At 70.1% G+C, this 16301-nt stretch carries 9 protein-coding genes; 6 read left to right on the top strand and 3 right to left on the bottom strand.

Annotated features, from left to right (window positions below; genetic code table 11):
* Positions 1-52 precede the first annotated feature (52 nt).
* Positions 53-2878: a transglycosylase domain-containing protein gene (locus tag D458_RS0117470; RefSeq protein WP_152521160.1), complete on the bottom strand. Its 2826-nt coding sequence runs from the start codon at positions 2876-2878 to the stop codon at positions 53-55.
* 865 nt (positions 2879-3743) lie between these two features.
* On the opposite strand from D458_RS0117470, the gene D458_RS0117480 reads away from it, so the two are divergent.
* On the top strand, positions 3744-4817 hold the full coding sequence (locus tag D458_RS0117480; RefSeq protein ID WP_017588046.1) for an inositol-3-phosphate synthase: 1074 nt from the start codon (positions 3744-3746) through the stop codon (positions 4815-4817).
* Positions 4818-4906: 89 nt separating this feature from the next.
* Entirely contained in the window at positions 4907-6202 is a 1296-nt protein-coding gene (locus D458_RS0117485) for an MFS transporter (RefSeq protein ID WP_017588047.1), read from the top strand.
* Positions 6203-6349: 147 nt separating this feature from the next.
* Here D458_RS0117485 and D458_RS0117490 read toward each other — a convergent pair whose 3' ends face one another.
* A complete protein-coding gene (locus D458_RS0117490; protein ID WP_017588048.1) occupies positions 6350-6901 on the bottom strand; it encodes a GNAT family N-acetyltransferase in 552 nt (183 codons plus the stop codon).
* A 163-nt stretch (positions 6902-7064) separates the two neighbouring features.
* On the opposite strand from D458_RS0117490, the gene D458_RS0117495 reads away from it, so the two are divergent.
* Positions 7065-7790, top strand: coding sequence for a class I SAM-dependent methyltransferase (locus D458_RS0117495; RefSeq protein ID WP_026119410.1), 726 nt, complete (start codon positions 7065-7067; stop codon positions 7788-7790).
* Positions 7791-7849: 59 nt separating this feature from the next.
* Here the strand turns inward: D458_RS0117495 and D458_RS0117500 are convergent, their stop codons facing one another.
* Positions 7850-9373, bottom strand: a complete 1524-nt coding sequence (locus tag D458_RS0117500) for a CCA tRNA nucleotidyltransferase (RefSeq protein WP_026119411.1) — start codon at positions 9371-9373, stop codon at positions 7850-7852.
* Positions 9374-9716: 343 nt separating this feature from the next.
* Between D458_RS0117500 and D458_RS33665 the strand changes: the two genes are divergently transcribed.
* The 3 genes from D458_RS33665 to murJ (D458_RS0117515) all read left to right on the top strand — a co-directional run bounded on the left by D458_RS33665 (position 9717) and on the right by murJ (D458_RS0117515) (position 16064).
* The gene (locus tag D458_RS33665) at positions 9717-12182 is read left to right on the top strand and encodes a DUF6049 family protein (RefSeq protein ID WP_017588051.1); all 2466 of its coding nucleotides are present in this window, start codon (positions 9717-9719) and stop codon (positions 12180-12182) included.
* Positions 12183-12265: 83 nt separating this feature from the next.
* On the top strand, positions 12266-14110 hold the full coding sequence (murJ, locus tag D458_RS0117510) for a murein biosynthesis integral membrane protein MurJ (protein WP_017588052.1): 1845 nt from the start codon (positions 12266-12268) through the stop codon (positions 14108-14110).
* A gap of 157 nt (positions 14111-14267) precedes the next feature.
* Positions 14268-16064 carry a murein biosynthesis integral membrane protein MurJ gene (murJ, locus tag D458_RS0117515; protein ID WP_017588053.1) on the top strand — a complete coding sequence of 599 codons (1797 nt, stop codon included), beginning with the start codon at positions 14268-14270 and terminating at the stop codon, positions 16062-16064.
* Positions 16065-16301: the final 237 nt, after the last annotated feature.

Raw genomic sequence — 16301 nt, forward strand, 5'->3', positions numbered from 1 at the left:
GAGGGTCTCCCCCCGGCACCGGCCCCCGGCCGCGCCGTCGACTACCCGACGATCAATCCCTCGGCCTGATCAGGCTGTTGTTGTTCGAGTTGCCCTGACCGGCGTTGTTTCCCGGAAGCTCGGGATCGGTCGGCTCGGTGTCGTCGTCCTCACAGTCCGGCCGCGGCCATCCACCACCGCAGTCCTCCGGCGGCTCGGGGGTCTCTCCGCCGTTCTCGCACTCCCAGTCCCACCGATCGCACTCCTCTTCCTCCGTCGGCTCGTCGGTGGGCTCCTCCGTGGGCTCCTCGGGCTCGGGCGACTCGGTCGGTTCCTCGGGCTCGGGCGACTCGGTCGGCTCGGGGGTCGGCAGGAAGCTCTGGTCCTCGCCCACCCACTGGGGTGCCGGGAACTGCTGGTGCTCCTGTCCCTCCATGGCGACCTCCATGAAGGCCTTCCACACCCTCGCGGAGGTGGTGCCGCCGTAGACGTCACCGAACTCCGGACCGAAGTCCAACGAGTCGGTGGCCTTCTCACGGCTCAGTCCGACCGCGGTGGAGAGCTGCGGTGTGTACCCCACGAACCAGGCCGACACCGCGTCGGAGGAGGTACCGGTCTTGCCGGCCACCGGGCGGCCGTCGCTCAGGGCGGCGTTCTTGCCACCGCCGTTGGTGACCACCTCCTGCATGGCGTGGGTGGCGTCGGCGGCGACGCCCTGGGAGAAGACCTCGGTGCCCTTCTCCAACTCTTCCGCGTCGTCCGGTGTGAGCGGTTCCCCGTCGGCCTTCTGGACCTCGGTGACCATGTGGGCCGGGAAGTGCCGTCCCTCGGCGGCGAAGGTCGCGTAGCCGCTGGCCATGTCGAGCGCGTTCACCTGGTGCGTGCCCAGCGCCACGAGCGGACCGACCTGGGAGGTCGTCTGCCGGTCGGGGTGCACGCCCATCTCGACCGCGAGCGCGTCCACCCGGGACGGTTCGACCTGGACCGCCAGGTCCACGAAGCTCGTGTTCACCGAGTCCGCGGTGGACTGGATGAGGTCCACGTCACCGTATTCGGCATTGCCGGAGTTGTTCACCGGGCTGGCCAGGCCGGGGAACTCCCGGCCGTTGGAGCCGTCGAACTGGCTGCGCAGTCCGATCTCGTCCATCAGGGCCCGGGCCAGCACGTAGGGCTTGTAGGCCGAACCGGCCTGGGCCTGGTGGACCAGGGAGTGGTTGATCTGCGTGGAGACGTCGGGGCCGCCGTTGAAGGCGACGATCTCCCCTGTCGACGGGTCGACCGCGGTCAGCCCGTGCTTGGTGTCCTCGGCCGCGCCCTCCGGGAGGACGTCGAAGGCGTCCCTGGCGGCGGTCATCAGCGCCGGGTCGAGCGAGGTCTTGATGACCAGGCCCTTGGTGGCGATGTCGGCGGCGGTCACGTTCGAGCCCTCGTAGCGGCGCTCGACCTCGTTGATCACGGCCTGGCGGATGTATCCCAGGCTCGGGTCGTCGTCCTGCCCCGAACCGTCGTACTCGATGGCCTCGGGGATCTCCAGCTCTTTGGCCTCGTTCTCGGGCAGGCCCAGTTCGCCGCCGGTCTCCTCGTACATCGTGGCGAGCTGCTCCTGGACGTAGGGCCAGCGCTCCTCCTTGAGGTATTTGGCGGTCCAGGAGTCGGGATCAGGGTTCTCGAAGTTGCTGGGCATCTGGATGATGATGCCGATGTAGGCGCCCTCGGCGTCGGTGAGGTCCTTCACGCTCTTGCCGAAGTACTCCTGGGCGGCCATCTCGACGCCCAGGGCCCCGCGGCCGAAGTAGATCGTGTTGAGGTAGGTCGTGAGGACCTCCTCGGGCTCCTTCTGCTGCGCGAGCTTGATCGAGATGAAGATCTCGCGGACCTTGCGGATCAGCGGCGCGTCGCCGTCGAGCTCCCTGTAGTAGTTCCGGGCCATCTGCTGGGTGATGGTCGAACCACCGCCCGCGTCACCGCCGGAGAGCAGGGCGCGGCCGATACCCATGACGTTGATGCCCGGGTCCTCGAAGAAGGTGCGCTGCTCCGCGGCGAGCACCCCGTTGACGACCGAGGGCGGGAGGTCGTCGTACTCGACGGCCACGCGCTTGACGTCACCGGTGGTGGTGGCGAGCTCCTCCTCGCCCTCCTCCCCCGCCCAGTAGATCTGGGTGGAGGAGGACTGCTCCTCCGCCTCGTCGTCGAGTTGCTTCGCGTCGGGCGCCATGGAGTACAGCACCGCGAAGGCGGCCACCCCGCCGATGATCATCAGACCGCAGAAGGCCAGCGCGGGCTTCCAGGCCTTGGACAGGAACCGCTTCCACCAGGGGCGGTCGTCCGGCTCGTCCTCACGGGGACGGCGGCGTCCGCCGCCACCGCCGCGGCCGCCGGAGCCCGCCGCGGCGCGGGAGCCCCGACCGGCCGCACGGCGGCCCTCGGAGCGGGAGCCGTGTTCACGGTCACGGGGGTCACGGGGGCCCGCCGCGCGGCGGCGTCCGCCCGCACGGGGGTCGTCCGGACGGCGCCGGGGGCGTTCGCCGTCCTCCGGGCGCCGGGGGCGTTCGCCTTCGGGGCGGCGGCGCGGCCGGTCGTCGTCCTCGGGGCGGCGCCGGCGCTGGCCGTCGGGGCGGCGGGGCCGCTCTCCCTCGGCCCTGCGGCGCCCGCCCTCGGGGCGGGGGCGCCCCTCGGAACGCGCCTCGTCACCCGGGGGGCGGGCTCTGCGGGCGCGCGGCGCGGGCTGGTCGTCTCCCCGGAAGCCGCCGTCGGCATCAGGTCGGCGCCGTCCGCCCGCACGTTCTTCCCGGGGAGGGCCTCCGGCCCTGCGCCTTCCGCCGTCGCCGCGCGGACCGTCGTCCGGGCCGTCGGCCCGGCGACGGCCGCCGTCGGCACTCCGTCGTCGTTCGGTACTCACGTGGTCCTCGATTGCCTCTCACGGCCGGTCGGCCTGACGATTCCTTGGTGGAAACGGGGGATGGTCCCCCTGGGGGATCGGTGATTCGCGACCTGTGGTGCCGAACCGGCACGGCTCAGGGGCCGGTCGGGCCTGTTTCCACCGCTGTTGCCTGTCGTTCAAGGCTTGATAAAGAGACGCCCAGCCGTGGGCGAAGGTTTTCAACAGGTCGCGAAGACGTAAGCCGCTACTTCCTCCTGATCGTTGGCCTGCGGGAGCACTGCCCCTGACCCGTCGGTGCTCTGGGCCGACGTGAACTACGCCGCGGCGGTGGCTTCGTTCGGGGCTTCTACCGGCTACGCACGCAAATCAAGGGTCACGTTAGAGCGATCGAACGGTATAGCACAACCCACGCGCGAGGGTATCGCTCCCTTTGGAAGTCCTCGTCACCCTCTGCCGGGAACCTCCGGTCCCCGCAGCTCAGCGGCTCCGCGACCAGCAAGGACAGAAGCTGTGATCGCGGTCACGGAATCCGGGAGGGGATGCGTTCTCCCTGTTCACCGGCGCGGGTGTGAAATTGTGCGCAGGGCTCCCCGCTCACCACTCGCCCCACGGTCACTCCCGGTCACCCCGGCTACTCCGACGCCTCTGGCTGTATACGTTCTCACCACGAAGCGAAGATAGAGTCATAGCAGAACAAACCAGCCAGACATGCACAGTTCTCCCCCGAAGTCGACGGCCATGAGGGGGAACAGAAACTCCGTGCGCGCTGCTGACCACATACGGAATACGAACGCAGGATGACGAGCCCCGGACCGCCGTCGGCGCGGGCCCGTCGCCGTGCGCTGTGGAATCCATGTTCGCGAAGAAGAAGGAGCAAGGACCAATGGGTTCGGTACGTGTAGCCGTCGTGGGCGTCGGCAACTGTGCGGCGTCGCTCGTCCAGGGTGTGCACTACTACAAGGACGCCAACCCGGAGTCGCGGGTGCCCGGCCTGATGCATGTCCAGTTCGGCCCGTACCACGTGAGCGACATCGAGTTCGTCGCCGCCTTCGACGTGGACGCCAAGAAGGTCGGACACGACCTGGCCGAGGCCATCGTCGCGAGCGAGAACAACACCATCAAGATCTGTGACGTCCCGCCGACCGGCGTGACCGTCATGCGCGGCCCGACCTACGACGGTCTGGGCAAGTACTACCGCGAGACGATCCAGGAGTCCCCCGAGGACGCCGTGGACGTCGTCGCCGCTCTCAAGGCCAGCAAGGCCGACGTCCTCGTCTCCTACCTCCCGGTGGGCTCCGAGGAGGCCGGCAAGTTCTACGCCCAGTGCGCCATCGACGCGGGCGTGGCCTTCGTCAACGCGCTCCCGGTGTTCATCGCCTCCGACCCCGAGTGGGCCGAGAAGTTCACCAAGGCGGGCGTGCCGATCATCGGCGACGACATCAAGTCGCAGATCGGCGCCACCATCACCCACCGGGTGCTGTCCAAGCTGTTCGAGGACCGGGGCGTGGTCGTGGACCGCACCTACCAGCTGAACTTCGGCGGCAACATGGACTTCAAGAACATGCTGGAGCGCGAGCGCCTGGAGTCCAAGAAGGTCTCCAAGACCCAGTCGGTCACCTCGCAGATCCCGCACGAGCTCAAGGCGGGTTCGGTGCACATCGGCCCGTCGGACCACGTGCCGTGGCTGGACGACCGCAAGTGGGCGTACATCCGCCTCGAGGGCCGCGCCTTCGGCGACGTCCCGCTGAACCTGGAGTACAAGCTCGAGGTGTGGGACTCCCCCAACTCCGCGGGCATCATCATCGACGCCGTGCGTGCCGCGAAGATCGCCAAGGACCGCGGCATCGGCGGCCCGCTCCTGGAGCCCTCCTCCTACTTCATGAAGTCGCCGCCGGAGCAGTACAGCGACTCCGAGGCGCACGACAAGGTCGAATCCTTCATCAAGGGCGACGCCTAGCAGCCGCTCCCGGGCGGACCGTGTGCACACCGCCCGGGGCCGCCACGGCCCCGGGCGGTCCCCCGCCCCGCACGCCCTACTCTGAGGGCGTGTCCTTCTTCGGTGATCTGCGCGCGGTCCTCCAGGGGGCCCGGTTCCGCCGGCTGTTCGGTACCCGGTTGGTCTCCCAGTTCTCCGACGGGGTCTACCAGGCCGGACTGGCCGGTTTCGTGTTCTTCAACCCCGAACAGCACACGGGGGCCGGGGAGGTCGCCGCGGCCTTCGCCGTCCTGCTCCTCCCCTTCTCCGTGGTCGCCCCGTTCGCGGGTGTCCTCATCGACCGGTGGCCCCGCCGCCAGGTCCTCCTGCTGTCGTCCCTGGCCAAGGCCGTCCTGGCCACGGTGACGGCGCTTCTCGTCGCCCACGGGGAGGGGCCCGCGTTCTTCGTCGCGGCCCTGCTCGTCCTGAGCGTCAACCGCTTCTTCCTGTCCGGCCTCTCCGCGGGGCTGCCCTACGTGGTGCCCCGGGACAAGCTGATGATGGCCAACGCGGTCACCCCGACCTGCGGCACCGTCGCGAGCTCCCTCGGGACCGGTGTGGGCCTGGCGATCGGCATGATCGGCGGCGAGGAGGCCCTGGGCACCGGGGTGATCCTGTTCGCGGCCGCGCTGGGCTTCACCGGAGCCGCCCTGGTCTCGCTCACCCTGCGGTACCGGGAGCTGGGGCCGCACCTGGAAGCGGAGTCCGAGGAGGTCCGGGCCGCGCTGCGCAACGTGGTCAGGGGCATGGCCACCGGGGTCCGGCACATCTGGGAACGGACGCCCGCCCGCGACGGTCTGCTCACCATCGGCGGCCACCGCGTGCTCTTCGGCATCTCCACGCTCCTGACCATGCTGCTGTACAACAACACGTTCACGGGCGGCGGTGTCGCCGGGATCGCCGGATTCTCGGTGGCCGCGGGGCTGCTCGCCCTCGGCTTCTTCCTCGGGGCCGTGGCCACACCGTGGGCGACCGGGCGGATCGGTGAGAGCGCGTGGATCGCGTCGCTGCTCGCCGGCGCCGCCGTCGCGCTGCTGCTGTTCGGCCTGCCCTTCTCCGCGGCCCTGTTCCCGGTGGCCGCGTTCGTCCTGGGCTTCGTCTCCCAGGCGGTGAAGGTCACTGTCGACACGTTGGTTCAGCGACATGTCGACGACGCCTACCGCGGCCGGGTGTTCTCGGTCTACGACGTGCTGTTCAACGCCACGTTCGTGCTGGGGGCCGGGCTGACCGCCGGCCTGGTCCCGCAGTCCGGGGTGAGCGTCCCGGTGGTGGGCGCGATGATCCTCGCCTACCTCCTGATGAGCGCGGCCTGGTCGGTCCGCGCCCGCCGCCTCACCCGCGAGCGGCCCGAACCCGAGACGGTCTAGCGTTCGCCGCGTCCTTGCCCGCGCTCCTGGTGGAGACCGCGTCGGGGGTCGCCGCAGGAACGATTGCCCGCTGGTCGGCCCGGCGGACGGGCCCTCCTCTTCCCTGCTGGACCCCGCCCCTGCCGGGGGACATGTCGACTTGTCCGCCTATCCCCTTGTGCCCTTGTCGGCCGCCGCGGCCTCGTCTCCGACGGTCTCCCGGTAGACGCGCAGGCCGCGCGCCTCGTAGTTGGCGAGGGCGTGCTCACCGTCCAGGGAACAGGTGTGCAGCCACACCCTGCGGGTGGCTTCGCGCTCCGGCCGGCGCTCGGCCAGGTCCCAGGCCCTTCGCAGGGCCTCGGTGAGCATGTGCCCGCCCAGTCCCTGGCCGAGGAAGCCCGGGAGGAGGCCGAAGTAGACGATCTCCACCGCCCCCTCGTCCTGGGCCTCCATCTCCACGTAGCCCGCGGGCGTGCCCCGGTCGTAGAGGACCCAGGTCTCGGTCTCCGGGCGCTCCAGCAGCTCGCGCCACTCCGCCTCGGTCCAGGGGTTCCGGTCGATCCACTGGTAGTCGCGGCCGACCGTCTCGTAGAGGAACCGGGAGAACTCGGGGCCGGGCACCTCCGCGCGGACGAACCGCACGGGGGTACCGGGCTCGCGCCCGGGCTTCAGGGCGGCCGGGTCGGTCATTTCCAGGTACCAGGTGGTGGTGCTGTTCATCCGGTCATCCTTGCACCGCGCGCGGAACGGCCGTCGGACAGGTGCGCCCTCCGGTGACCCGACAGGTGACGTATCGACATGTCGTCGCATCAATCCGTAACTAAAGCGTCACCTGCTGTAGTGTCCCCCGCAGGTATTCGTGCACAAGCAGGGGACGGTGGCCATGAACGGCGGTTTCGGACTCGGTGGCCCCTCGAGCGCCTTCGGGGTTCGCGGGGTCACCAAACGGATCGGGGCGGTGTGCCGTCAGCTGCCCGCGCACGGGGACCGGCTGCTCGACGTCGGCTGCGGGGACGGCGCCCACACCGTCGAACTCGCCGAGGGGTACGTGCGGGTGGACGCCATCGACATCGAACCGGAAGGGCTCGACGCGCTCAGCGCGCGCGTCGCCGGGACCCGCCTGGAGAACCGGGTCGGCGTGCACAAGATGTCCGTCGACGCGCTGGCCTTCGACGCCAACACCTTCGACCGGGTCACCGCCTTCGAGGTGATCGAGCACCTCGACGACCTGGAGGGCGCCCTCACCGAGATCCACCGGGTGCTCAGGCCCGGCGGCGCCCTCTCGCTGACCGCGTCCAACCGGTGGTTCCCGTTCGAGACGCACGGGGTCCTCTGGGGCGGCCGGCGGCGCTCCGCCCTGACCGCGCCATTCCTGCCCTGGGTGCGCCCACTGCACGAGCGGATGTCGGACGCGCGGTCCTTCACCAGCCAGGAGCTGGGGCGCCTGCTCCGCGGCTGCGGGCTGCGGGTCCGCGCGATCGACTACCTCATGCCGCCCTTCGACCGCCGACCGGAGACCCTGCGGACCGTGTCGGACAGACTGGAGGGCACACCGCTGCGCGTGTTCGGGGCGGCGATGGTCCTCACCGCGGTCAAACCCGGGCTCTGAACCGGTCCGGACCGATCGGGTCCGCCGCCGGACCAGCTCCCTGCGGGGGGCGGATCGGCCTACTTCTCCTGCCGGCCGTCCTGATCCAGGTGCTCGGCCGCCCAGGAGCGCAGCTCGGCGACGACCGCGTCCTTGTCCATGGGGCCGTTCTCCAGGCGCAGTTCCAGGAGGAAGCGGTAGGCCTTGCCCACCAGCGGGCCGGGCTTGACGCCCAGGATCTCCTGGATCTCGTTGCCGTCCAGGTCCGGGCGGATCCGGTCCAGCTCCTCCTGCTCGGCGAGCTCGGCGATGCGGCGCTCGATGTCGTCGTAGGAGCGGGCGAGTGCGGCGGCCTTGCGCCGGTTGCGCGTGGTGCAGTCGGCCCGGGTCAGGATGTGCAGCCGCTCCAGCTGGTCACCGGCGTCGCGGGCGTAGCGGCGCACCGCCGAATCCGTCCACTCGCCCTTGCCGTAGCCGTGGAAGCGCAGGTGCAGCGCGACCAGCGTGCTCACCTGGGTGGTGACGTCCTTGGGGAAGCGCAGCGCGTTCATCCGCTTGCGGCTCATCGAGGCACCGACCACCTCGTGGTGGTGGAAGGTCACCCGGTTGCCGCCCTCGAAGGCGCGGGTCCTGGGCTTGCCGATGTCGTGCAGCAGGGCGGCCAGGCGCAGCACGAGGTCGGGCCCGTGCCCGCGCTCGCGTTCCAGGTCCATGGCCTGGTCGAGGACGGTGAGCGAGTGCTCGTAAACGTCCTTGTGCCGGTGGTGCTCGTCGATCTCCAGCTGCATCTTGGGGATCTCGGGCATGACGTGCTCGGCGATGCCCAGCTCCACCATGAGCTCGATGCCGCGGCGCGGATCCGGGCTGAGCATGAGCTTGGTGAGCTCGTCGCGGACGCGCTCGGCGGAGACGATGGCGAGCCGGTCCGCCATGTTCCGCGCGGCCTCGGCCACCTCGGGTGCCAGGGAGAAGCCGAGCTGGGCGGCGAAGCGGACCGCGCGCATGATGCGCAGCGGGTCGTCGCTGAAGGAGTCCTCCGGGCGGCCCGGGGTCCGCAGCACCTTGGCCCGGAGGTCGGCGAGCCCGCCGAAGGGGTCGATGAACTCCTGGCCGGGCAGGCGCACCGCCATCGCGTTGACGGTGAAGTCGCGGCGCAGCAGGTCGTCGTGGATGTCCGTGCCGTAGGACACCTCGGGCTTGCGGGACTTGGGAGAGTAGTCCTCGCTGCGGTAGGTGGTGATCTCCAGCTGGAGGCCGCGCTTGCGCAGGCCCACGGTGCCGAACTCGATGCCGACGGTCCACACGGAGTCCGCCCAGCCGTCGATCAGCTCGAGGATGCGCTGGGGTACCGCGTCCGTGGTGAGGTCCACGTCGTTGGAGGCGCGGCCGAGGAGCGCGTCACGGACCGGCCCGCCCACGACGGCGAGCTGCTGGCCGTGTGCGTCGAACCGGTCGCCGAGTTCGTCGGCGACCGGCTGGATGGCGTCGACCAACGCGGTCACCGCTGCCCGCTGGGCACCGCTCAGTGTGCCCAAGGGCGGTTTCACCTCGGCGGACGGGTTCTGGGCGACGTCGTTCTCACTCGAAAACTCTGTGTTCGGCACACCACGCAGGTTAGGCGGCCCCACGGGGTAACCGCGAATCGTCTGACACGCCGGTGAGCCCGCCGTGGCCCTGGTGCGGAACCCCCGGTGGATGAAAGGGTGGTCCAGCCACGTCCACGAACAACGGTCCGGACCAGAACCGGGGTTCGGGGAACGCGGTATCTTCGGGTGGAGTGGTGGCACGTCACGGTCGTTCCGAGGCCACCAGCCCCGCTTCCGCCGAGCGCGCCGCGCGGGCACCCCGACCGACCCCGCCCCACCTTCCGTATCCCTGGCGGGACGGACACCTGGACCCGAATCAGGAAACCAAGCGTTGCGTCGAACTGCTTCCGCGGCCGCGGTCATGGCCATGACCGCCGCTCTGCTTCCGATACCGGCCACTCTCTCGTCCGCGTCGGCGGAGCCCGAGGACGAGGGGTCGGCGGCCCCTCTCGTCGTGGACCGGATCACTCCGGACGCCCTCGACGAGGACAGCACCCTGCGGGTGGCGGGCGAGGTGATCAACACCACCGGGGAGTCCGTCGAGGACGTCACCGTCCGCATGCGGTACTCCAGACACCCCTTCACCTCCCGTGACGAGCTGGACGCGTTCGCCACCGGCGACGACTGGCAGCCCAACGCCGCCGGACCGGACGAGGAGTTCGACGGCGAACTGGAGCCGGACGGCGCCCTCGAGTACTCGCTGAGCACCCCGGTCGAGGACCTGGGCCTGGACTCCTACGGCGTGTACCCCATGGTCATCGAGGCCCTCGACGGTGAGGGCGAGCCCATCGGCGCCCAGTACACGTTCCTGCCCTACTCCCCCGACGACGACGTCCCCTCCGTGGACCTGGCCTGGGTCTGGCCGCTGATGGACACCCCCCAGCGGGCCGACGACGACACCTTCCTCAGCGACGGCCTCCACGGCTCCGTCGGCGCCGACGGGCGCCTGGGACGCCTCCTGCAGTCCGGCGCGCAGGTCCCGCTGTCCTTCGAGGCCGGTGACGCGGACCTCGTCGAGGAGCTGGGCCTGGAGGAAGAGGAGGCCCCGGAGGAGGAGGGCCTCCCAGCCGCGGACGCCACCGCGGAGGAGAACGCCGATTCGCTCACCCCGGAGGAGACCGAGGAGGCCGAGGACGAGGAGGACGCCGACGGCCCGGACGAGGACGACGAGGCCTCCCCGTCACGTACCGAGGGCATCCCGATCACCTGGGCGGTCGACCCCGGCACGCTCGACGACATCCTCCGTATGGCGTCGGAGGACCACGAGGTCCTCGAGGACCCGCTCGCGGACCCGGCCGAGAGCGACCCGGCCCGGCACGAGCAGGTCGCGAACGAGGCCGCCCAGGTGTGGCTGCGCGAGGCCCGCGCGGTACTGGCCGCCGACACCCTCGTGGCCTCGCCCTACGCCGGAACCGACCTGGGCGCGCTGCTCCGCAACGACATGGAGTCCGACGCCGAGGCCTCGCTGCGGCTCGGACAGGAGGCCGTGGCGCGTGCGCTCGGGCTGGAGGCGGACGAGCGGTTCGCGGTTCCGGCCGGAGGGCTCATGGAGGAGAGCGTGCAGGCGCTGTTCACCGAGCACGGCGCCCACCGCTTCCTCCTGGACGAGGAGGCGGTCCCGCCCGCGTCCTGGATCAACACGACCCCCACCGCGCAGGCGCCGCTGCCCGAGAGCGGTGCCGAGGAGGAGGGTGAGGAGCCCTACGCCCTGGTCGCCGACTCCGGGCTGACCGACGTGCTGTCCATGCCCTCTCAGGGACCCGGTGAGTCCACCCTGGCGCTCCAGCGCTTCGCCGCGGAGACCGCGATGATCGCCGGCGAGAACACCGGTGGCGACCGCGTGGTCATCGCCGCCCCCGAGCCCGGCTGGGATCCCGGCCCCGAGCTGGCCGACGGTGTGCTCCAGGCCACCGACAGCCTTCCCTGGCTCTCGCCCGAACGCCTGGACCGGGTGGAGCTCCCCGACGCCGAGGAGCGGGAGGAGACCCGTCAGGGGCTGTCCTATCCGGACCACGCCTACGACGACGAGCTCAGCTCCACCTACCTCGGCCAGGTCGAGGACGTCGGCCGGGACGTGCGCCTGTTCAACAGCATCCTGGTCGGCGACAGCGACCCCTTCCGCCCCGCCATGGTGCGGCTGGAGTCGGTGTACTGGCGGGACCGCGAGGCCCAGGCCGGGGCCGTCCGGTCCCTGGTGGGACGAACCGTGCAGAGCCGCATGGACGACGTGCGCGTCATTCCGGGCGAGCCGGTCACCCTGGCCAGCAGCACCGGGACCACGGGCGTGCTCGTCGCCAACGACCTCGAGGACGAGGCCGTCTACGTCTACCTGTCCTTGTACTCGGAGAACTCCGAACGGCTGAGCATCGGCGAGTACACGCACCACTTCGAGATCGCTCCCGGCGCCAAGACCACGGTGTACGTGCCGCTGTCGGCACGGATCAACGGCAGCACGATCGTGCACGTCAGCCTGCAGAACGCCAACGGTGAGCCGATCAGCTCGCAGGACACCCTGATCCAGGTGAACGCCACGGGTCTGGGTACCCAGGCGCTCCTGATCAGCGGGATCGGCCTGCTGATCCTGATCGCCGCGCTGGCGCCCCGAGCGCTGCGCAAGTGGGCCCGGAAGCAGTCGGCCAAGGCCAACGCCGCCGAAGCCGACGGCCCCGAGGACACGCCCGCCGCACCGGACGCCCCTGCGGACGACGAGACACCCGAGGCGGACGCCCCCGCGGCGCAGTCGTCCCCGGACGCCGATCCCGGCGCCCCCTCCGGCGAGGAGCCGGACGGCGAGGACCGACCGGACGGCAGCGGCGCCGGCAAGTGACCGCCACCGCTTGAACCGCGGCGCCGCCCCCGCGGCGCCGCGGCACGAACCTCCCAGTCGGACGAAAGGAACCCTGATCCACGGTGGTCACCGACTCCCCGAACGGCGGCGAGCAGCGCCCTCGTTACTCGCCCGAACAGCACCCGCCCAAGCACCGCAAACTTCCCCACGAGGGCTCCATGCCAGGTGAAAGCACGATCCGCCCCTCCGGCGGCCCCACCCCCTCCTTCGAAGAGGGCGAACTGCCCCCGTCGGAGACGGACGCCCCGAAGGAGGACTCCGGCTCCGGCTCCGGCTCCGGCTCCGGCTCCGGTGGCATGATGCGCTCCAGCATGATCATGGCCGTGGGCACCATGGCGTCACGCCTGAGCGGCTTCGCCCGCACCATCGTGCTGGCCGCCGCCATCGGCACCCACCTGCTCGGTGACGCCTACCACACGGCGCACACGATCCCCTTCATCCTGAACGACCTGCTCATCGGCGGCCTGATGGCCTCGGTGGTCATCCCGTTCCTGGTGAAACGGCGCAAGCGCGACGCGGACGGCGGCAAGGCCACCGAGGACCGCCTGTTCACCTCCATGGTGCTGGCGCTGTTCCTGGTGACAGCGGTCGCGATCCTGGCCGCCGAGGGCCTCATCTGGCTGTACGGCTCCCGGTTCACCCCCGTGCAGTTCGAGACGTCGGTCTACCTGGCCCGATTCCTGCTCTCCCAAATCTTCTTCGTGGGCCTGAGCGGTCTGCTGAGCGCCATGCTCAACACCCGCGGCAAGTTCGGCGCCGCGGTCTGGGCGCCGGTGCTCAACAACTTCGTCATCATGGGCGTGGCCGGGATGTTCCTGGTCGTGGCCGGCCCGGGCCGCACCCCGGAGACGGTCTCCTCCGCCGAGCTCACCCTGCTGGGCGCCGGCACCGCGGCGGGCATGGCGCTCCAGGCGCTGGTGCTGTTCGTCGCGCTGACCCGGACCGGCTACCGGTGGCGCCCCCGCCTGGACCTGCGCGGTTCCGGGCTCGGCGAGGCGCTGCGCACGGCCGGGTGGATGATGCTCTACACCCTGCTGACCCAGGCGGGCCTGTGGATCACCACCAACATCGCCAACGCGGCGAACGTGGCCGGCATCGAGCAGGGCCTGGACGTCGGTGCCGGCATCAGCGCCTACAACCTGGCGTACCAGCTCTTCCAGCTCCCCTACGCGATCATCGCGGTCTCCCTGATCACCGTGCTGCTCCCCCGGATGAGCGCGCACGCCGACGACCGCAACTGGGACTCGGTCCGCTCGGACTTCTCCCGGACCCTGCGGATCTCCGCTTTCGTCCTGGTCCCGACCGCCTTCGCGGTGGCGATGTTCGCCGAGCCGCTGTCGATCCTGGCGTTCGCCCGGGGTTCGGTCTCCGTCGCCGACGCGACCGCCATCGGCCAGATCCTCGCCGTGATGTCGCTGGGCCTGCTGCCGTTCACCGTGTTCCAGCTGATGCTGCGCGTGTTCTTCGCGATGGGCGACACGAAGACCCCGGCCCTCATCGGGGGCGCCAACCTCGCTGTTCACAGCGGTCTGGCCCTGGTCGCCTACCTGCTCCTGCCGCCGAACCTGGTGGTCGTCGGCGTCGCCGCGGGCTTCATGCTCTCGTTCCTGTCGGGTCTGACCATCGCGGGCCAGATCCTCAGCCGTCGCATCGGGGGGCTTGACGGAAAGCACGTGATTGGCACATTGTTGCGCCTGCACCTGGCCGTCGTCCCCAGCATCGCGGCGGGCTTCGGTGTGCTCTGGTTCTTCGACACCCAGGTCGGTTCCGGCCTGCTCACCTACATCGGTGCCCCTGTCGCCGGATGTGCCGTCGGCGCGCTGCTCTTCCTGGTGTCCGCCCGTCTTCTGCGCGTGCCCGAACTGAGCTCGGCCGTGGAACTCATCCGCGGCCGCCTGCGTCGTTAGATGCCGTGACCCCTTCGGCCCAGCCCCGCCGGAGCCCCCGTAGTCGTCCGAGTCAGAAAAGGACCACCCGACGGTGTCCAGCGATCACCCCCGTCAGTACGCCGACGGTCCCGAGCCCGGACCAGAGGACCACCCCGAGAGTTCGACCGGGCGCCACATGGTGATGCCCGGGGACGTGCTCGACGCCTATGAGCGCGCAGAACCCCGGACCGAGCCGGAGACCGGGCTGAAGACGGTCCGGGACCCGAGCGAGATCGGCGACGTGGGCACCGCGGACCGCGCGGGTCTGGAGGACGGCGACGAGATCGGCGGGTCGTCCCACACCGGTCCGGGCAACATCGCCAAGTCGACCGCGATCATGGCGGTCGGCACCATCGCCTCCCGTGTGACGGGCTTCGTCCGCACCATCGTGCTGGCGGCGGCGATCGGCACCCAGCTGCTGGGTGACGCCTACCAGACCGCCGGCATGGTGCCGTACATGATCTACGACCTGCTCATCGGCGGGTTGTTGGCCAGTGTGTTCGTGCCGTTCCTGGTCAAGCGGCGCAAGCTGGACGCCGACGGCGGGAACAAGACCGAGCAGCGCCTGGTCACCCTGATGCTGCTGGCTCTGTTCGGGCTGACCCTGGTGTCGGTGCTGATCGCCGAGTGGTTCATCCGGATCTACGCGGGCGGGTTCAGCGGGGCGCAGTACGACGTCTCGGTCATCCTGGCCCGCTACCTGGTGCTCCAGATCTTCTTCATCGGCGCCAGCGGTCTGGCCAGCGCGATGCTGAACGCGCGCAACAGGTTCGGCGCCCCCATGTGGGCCCCGGTCGTGAACAACGTCGTCATCATCGGCATCTGCCTGTGGTTCCTGTCCATCGCCGGACCGGGACGCACACCGGACACCGTGACCCAGAGCGAACTCGCCCTGCTCGGCCTGGGCACCGCGCTCGGACAGGTCGTCCAGGCGGCCGTGCTGCTCTGGGCGCTGTGGGCCGCGGGCTTCCGCTGGCGCCCCCGGCTGGACATCCGCGGTTCCGGGCTGGGTGAGGCGGCCGGCGCCGCCTCGTGGATGATGCTCTACATCGTCGTCGCCCAGGTGGGCGCGCTCGTCTCCACCAACGTCGCCACGCGCGCCGGTTCCATGGCCGCCGACCTCGGCTACGACACGGGGGCGGGTATCGCGGCGTACAAGTTCGCCTCGATGCTGTTCCAGCTGCCGTACGCGATCATCGCGGTCTCGGTCATCACGGCCCTGCTGCCCCGGATGAGCGAGCACGTCGCCGCCGGGCGCAAGGACCAGGTGCGGAGCGACTTCTCCCGGGGCTTCCGGCTCTCCTCGGTGCTGATCGTCCCGATCGCGGTGGCGATGATCGTCTTCGCGGTCCCCTTCTGCGTGATGATCTACGCGCAGGGCAGCACCAGTGCCGAGGACGCGGCCGCGATCGGCCGCATCCTGATGGTCTTCTGCGTGATGTTGATCCCCTTCACGCTGTTCCAGCTCCAGATGCGCGTGTTCTACGCGCTGGGCGACACCCGCACCCCGGCCCTGGTGTCGATCCCCTCCGAGATCGCCCACGCGGTCACGGCCCTCAGCCTGCTGTACTTCATGGCGGACAGCCCGCAGCACATCGTGGTGTGGCTGCCCGTTCCGTACGGGCTCTACTACATCGTCGGCTCCGTCATCATGTGGTACATCCTGAACAGGAAGCTCAACGGCCTGGACGGTCGCAGGACCGCCTCGACACTGGTCAAACTGCATGTGGCCACGATTCCGGCGGCCGCGTTCGGCGTGCTGATGATCTACGTGACCAACGGCCTGCCGGGCGACCTGTGGCCGGCGCTCGCGTCGATGGTGGCCGGAGGACTGGTCGGTGCCGTACTGTTCTTGGTTGCCGCCAAGTTCCTTAATGTGGCTGAAGTCACAGCATTCCTGGATTTGGTCAGAACACGGCTGCGACGCCGCTGATCACCTGGAACGGATGACGTTGGGTAGTCGCACCCTGGTACGTCCCAGAAGGTGAATGAGTATCCGTTGTCCTCCAAAGAGGCTGTTCAGGCGTCCTAGCATGGACAGACACCGCTTTACCGCCAGAGCATCGTTTATCCGAGCTGCCCGAAGGGAGGCTGGGGACAGCAAACAGGGCCGACCCCCTCGCGTACGCCCGCAACGGCGACACGCGACCCAGCGGCACTGGCGCCCGTC

It is taken from the genome of Nocardiopsis ganjiahuensis DSM 45031, from assembly GCF_000341085.1.
Classification (GTDB): Bacteria; Actinomycetota; Actinomycetes; order Streptosporangiales; family Streptosporangiaceae; genus Nocardiopsis; species Nocardiopsis ganjiahuensis.